This window comes from Streptomyces chilikensis (assembly GCF_001642695.1).
In the GTDB taxonomy this organism is placed as follows: domain Bacteria; phylum Actinomycetota; class Actinomycetes; order Streptomycetales; family Streptomycetaceae; genus Streptomyces; species Streptomyces chilikensis.
The window spans coordinates 1-4,312 of the sequence record NZ_LWCC02000197.1; the positions used below are offsets into that span (position 1 = coordinate 1).

Annotated in this window: 4 protein-coding genes; all 4 read left to right on the top strand. The window is 76.0% G+C overall.

The features are described 5' to 3' along the window. Nucleotides 1-218 precede the first annotated feature (218 nt). Complete coding sequence (locus A2U95_RS31900) at nt 219-1,262, top strand: patatin-like phospholipase family protein (RefSeq protein WP_166029516.1); 1,044 nt, start codon at nt 219-221, stop codon at nt 1,260-1,262. An 88-nt stretch (nt 1,263-1,350) separates the two neighbouring features. After that, nucleotides 1,351-2,229 carry an MBL fold metallo-hydrolase gene (locus A2U95_RS31905; protein ID WP_166029517.1) on the top strand — a complete coding sequence of 293 codons (879 nt, stop codon included), beginning with the start codon at nt 1,351-1,353 and terminating at the stop codon, nt 2,227-2,229. 82 nt (nt 2,230-2,311) lie between these two features. Further along, nucleotides 2,312-2,554, top strand: a complete 243-nt coding sequence (locus A2U95_RS31910; RefSeq protein ID WP_166029519.1) for an acyl carrier protein — start codon at nt 2,312-2,314, stop codon at nt 2,552-2,554. 392 nt (nt 2,555-2,946) lie between these two features. After that, nucleotides 2,947-4,312, top strand: a 1,366-nt coding sequence (locus A2U95_RS31915; protein WP_166029521.1) for a sensor histidine kinase, incomplete at its 3' end; no start/stop codon positions are given.

The window sequence follows — 4,312 nt, forward strand, 5'->3', positions numbered from 1 at the left end:
CGCGCAGCCGTCGTCGACCGCGACGACGCGGCGTCCCGCGGCGTCGGACGTCGAGGCGGCGACCGCCGCGCGCGTGCCGCCCGCGCGGCGGGCCCGGACGGCTCCGCCCGGGACCTCGCGCCGTCCGCGTCTCAGGCGCCTGGGACAATGGCCGCCGGGACGCCACCGGCCGCCCGGCCGGCCGCAGGGCGCCCGTCCTATCCGGAAAAGAGTGGGGCATGAGCCGAGAGCACCTCGCCGCGGACGACCGCTCCCGGGGGCCGCGCCCCGACTCCTCCCGCGACCGGCACAAGGTCCTGGAAGCCGTCGCCGGGCGGGCGCGCGCGGGCAGCCGGCCCGGCGCCCGCGACGACGGCATGCGACTCGCCCTGGTCATCGAGGGCGGCGGCATGCGCGGCACCCTCTCCGCGGGCATGGCGCTCGCCCTGCACGAGGCGGGAGTGGTCGACGCCTTCGACGCCGTGTACGGCTCCTCGGCCGGCGCGATCACCGGCGCCTGGCTGCTCAGCGGCACACCGGAGCAGCTCAACGGCTGGGCCGAGCCCGAGTACGCCAACGCCATGATCCGCCTCTCCAACTTCTGGCGCGGCCGCCCCGTCGTCGACGTCCGCACCCTGGTCGAGCACCTCTACGCCGAAGTGGCCCGGATGGACTTCGACGCCGTCCTCTCCCACCCGGTCGAGTACCACCCCCTCGCCACCGACGCGCACACCGGCCTCTCCACGGACCTGCGCCCCTACCTCGGCGGCCCGGCCGACCTGAGGCTCGCCCTGCGGGCCAGCGCCGCGCTGCCCTTCCTCGCCGGCCCGGCCGTGGAACTGGGCGGGCGGCACTTCTACGACGCCGGCCTCGCCGAGTCCGTCCCCTACCGCACCGCCCTGGCCCAGGGCGCCACCCACGTCCTGGTGCTGCGTTCCCGCCCGGCGCCGCAGGACGTCCTCCCGGTGCCCGCGGCCGAGGCCGTGGTCCGGCCCTCCTACGGTTCCCGTCTGGTCGCCGCCACCGCACTGCGCCGCTACCCGAAGGCGCTGCACGACAGCTACTTCGCGCGGGCCCACCGGCAGCGGGAGGACGAGGCGCTGCTGTCCGAGTACGACCGGGGCGGTCCCCCCGGCCGGGACGGCGCCGCGGTGATGTCGATCCGGCCGGCCCTCGACGCGCCGCGGGTCGGGCGCCTCACCCGCGACGGCAAGCTGCTGAGGGCGGCCCTGGAAGCGGGCCGCGCGGCGGTCGGGCGGACCCTGCGTCTCCCGTCGGCCTGACGGGGTACTCCGGGCGGAGAACACGCACACGGACGGCGCGCGCGACGCGGCCGCCCGGTCCCGGACGTCCAGGAACACGGTGGTCCCCATGAGCGCGACACCCGGCGACAGCCCGTCCCCCGGCAGCGGCGGGTCCTCCGACGACTCGCTCGGCCTGCACTTCATCGGCAACGCGACCCTGCTCCTCCGCTACCGCGGGCTCACCCTCCTCACCGACCCCAACTTCCTCCACCGCGGCGAACACGCCCATCTCGGGTACGGCCTGCTCAGCCGCCGCCTCACCGAGCCGGCCCTGGACGTCACCGATCTCCCCGAGCTGGACGCCGTCCTCCTCTCCCACCTGCACGGCGACCACTGGGACCGGCGCGCCCGCCGCCACCTGCCGCGCAACGTCCCGGTGGTCACCACGCCGCACGCCTGCCGCCGGCTGCAGGGCCTGCACGGTTTCCGCCGCGCCGTCGGGCTGAGCACCTGGGAGGACTTCACGGTGCGGAGCGGGGACGCCCAGGTCCGCGTGACGGCCGCCCCGGGCCGCCACGCCGGTCACCCCGCGCTGCGCGCGCTGCTGCCGCCGGTGATGGGCAGCCTGCTGGAGTTCGGGCCCGCGGACGGGCCGCCCCGGCTGCGGTTGTACATCTCGGGGGACACGCTGATGTACCCGGGCCTCGCCGAGATCCCCCGCCGGTTCCCCGGAACGGATCTGGCCGTGCTGCACCTGGGCGGCACCCTGCTGCCCGGCGGCCTGCTGGTCACCATGGACGGCGAGCAGGGCGCCGAACTGGCGCGGCTCGTGGACCCCCGCCACGTCCTGCCGGTGCACTACGGCGACTACACGGTGATGCGGTCGCCCCTGTCGGACTTCCTGGCCGAGGCGGAACGGCTCGGCCTCGCGGACCGGGTCGTCCACTGCCGGCACGGGCAGCGGGCGGTGATCCCGCCGGACGGTTCGCCGCCGGTGGTGGGTTGAGCCGCCCCCCCCCCGTTTCGACAGCCGTCCCGCGTGAAACTCGCGTCGCGTCCGCACTTCGACCCACACCGGGAGGAACATCATGGCCACGGGTGAGACGGGCTTCAGCGACATCATGTTCGACCTGATCTCCGTCCAGTACCACTCCCTCAAGGCCGGGCACGACTACGGCCAGTACGTACGCGACGCGGAGAACGCCGGCAAGACGGAGATCGCCGAGTTCTTCCGCACGGTGATGGCGCAGGACTCCGAACGCGCGGCCAAGTGCCACGAGTTCCTCAAGCAGCTCTCCGGCACCGGGGACGCGGGTCCCGCGGCGAGCTGAGAGGAGGCCCGCCCTTCCCCTCGCACAGGAGGCCAGGAGGCCAGGAGGCCAGGACGACGGGACGACAGGACGACAGGACGAGGAGGCGGACGCCATCGGCGTCCGCCTCCTCGCGCGGTCCCGCGCCGGGTGCCGACGTGGTCCGCGCGGCGGCGGACGACCACGCTCCGTGACGACCGGAGGGAGCCGCGACCCCCGGCGCGGAGAGGCTGGTTGTGGGGTCAGGTGTGCGAACTGTCCTGCGGGAGAGGGGTGTAGGGGCGCATAGTTGCCCAACCGACCGGCAGAATGCGCGATTACGCGACTACTGTGAGTGTCCGCCGTGCGAGGCGCGTTCCCGCCGCCCGCACGAGCGCCCCGTCCCTGACGTACTGCCCAGCACGAGGACGTCGATGTCTCACCTCCGCGCACCGGCCGACCGCAGATCGCCGCAGCAGCGACACCTGCCGCCCCTCGGGCCGCAGTTGTCACGCATCGCGGTGCTGCCACCCGTGGCGGTGACGCTCGGCGGCGGCGCGGCCGTGCTGTACGTCCTCCTGACCGCCGGTGCTCCGACCGGGCCCGTTCCGTGGGCGGTCCTCGCCGGAGCGGTGGCGCTGGCGGCGGTGGCCGTCGCCGCCGCGGCGGTCGCCGCGCGGCGGGCCGCGCACTCCGTCTCCGCCCGCGTCGAGGCGCTGTGCCGCCGGGTCGACGAGCGGACGGCCGAACTGCGCGCCGCCGCAACGGACCTGGGCGTGCCCGACGTCCCCTCCGAGGGCGACGGCGCGCGGGACGGACGGGCCGAGGCCGACGACTTCGGCAGGCTGGCCGACGCGCTGGGACGCGCACACCACGTGGCGATGACCACCCTGGCCCGGGCCGCGTCCGACGCGGTGACCGGGCGGCCGGCGGCGGGGTCTCCGTCCGGCGCGGGCCTGGAACAGCGGATCGAGGTGTTCGTCAACGTCGCACGCCGGCTGCAGTCGCTGGCGCACCGGGAGATCGCCGTCCTGGACGAGCTGGAGCGGGAGATCGAGGACCCCGACCTGCTCCGGGGCCTGTTCCACGTCGACCACCTGGCCACCCGCGTCCGCCGGCACGCCGAGAACCTGGCCGTCCTGGGCGGCGCGGTCTCCCGCCGGCAGTGGAGCGAGCCGATCCCGCTCGACGAGGTCCTGCGGTCCGCCGTCGCGGAGGTCGAGCAGTACGCGCGGGTCCGGGTCGTCCCGTCGCCGGAGGGCGCCCTGCGGGGCCACGCCGTCGCCGACGTCATCCACCTGCTCGCCGAACTCGTCGAGAACGCGACGGTGTTCTCACCGCCGCACACCCAGGTGACGATCCGTGCCGACGCGGTCGCCGCGGGGCTGGCGGTGGAGGTCGAGGACCGTGGGCTCGGGATGCCGTCCGAGGAACAGGAGCGGATGAACGCCCTGCTCGCCGACCCCGCCTCGGTCGACGTCGCGGGCCTGCTGGCGGACGGACGCATCGGCCTCTACGTCGTCTCCCAGCTGGCCCGCAGGCACGGCGTCCGGGTACGGCTGGGCGGCAACATCTACGGCGGCGTGCAGGCGGTGCTGGTCCTGCCGCAGTCCCTGCTGGGCACCCGGCCGGCGGAGCTGCCGCCGGCCGCGTCGGACGCGCCGGCCGACGACGGGCCCGGAGGCGCGGCCGTGACCGGGTCCGGCCGCCGGGAAGCGGGGGAGCGGCCGGGTGCGCCGAGCCCCGCGGGCGGCACGGCCGAGGCACCCGGTCCGGACCCGGTCGCGGCGCGGCCGGACG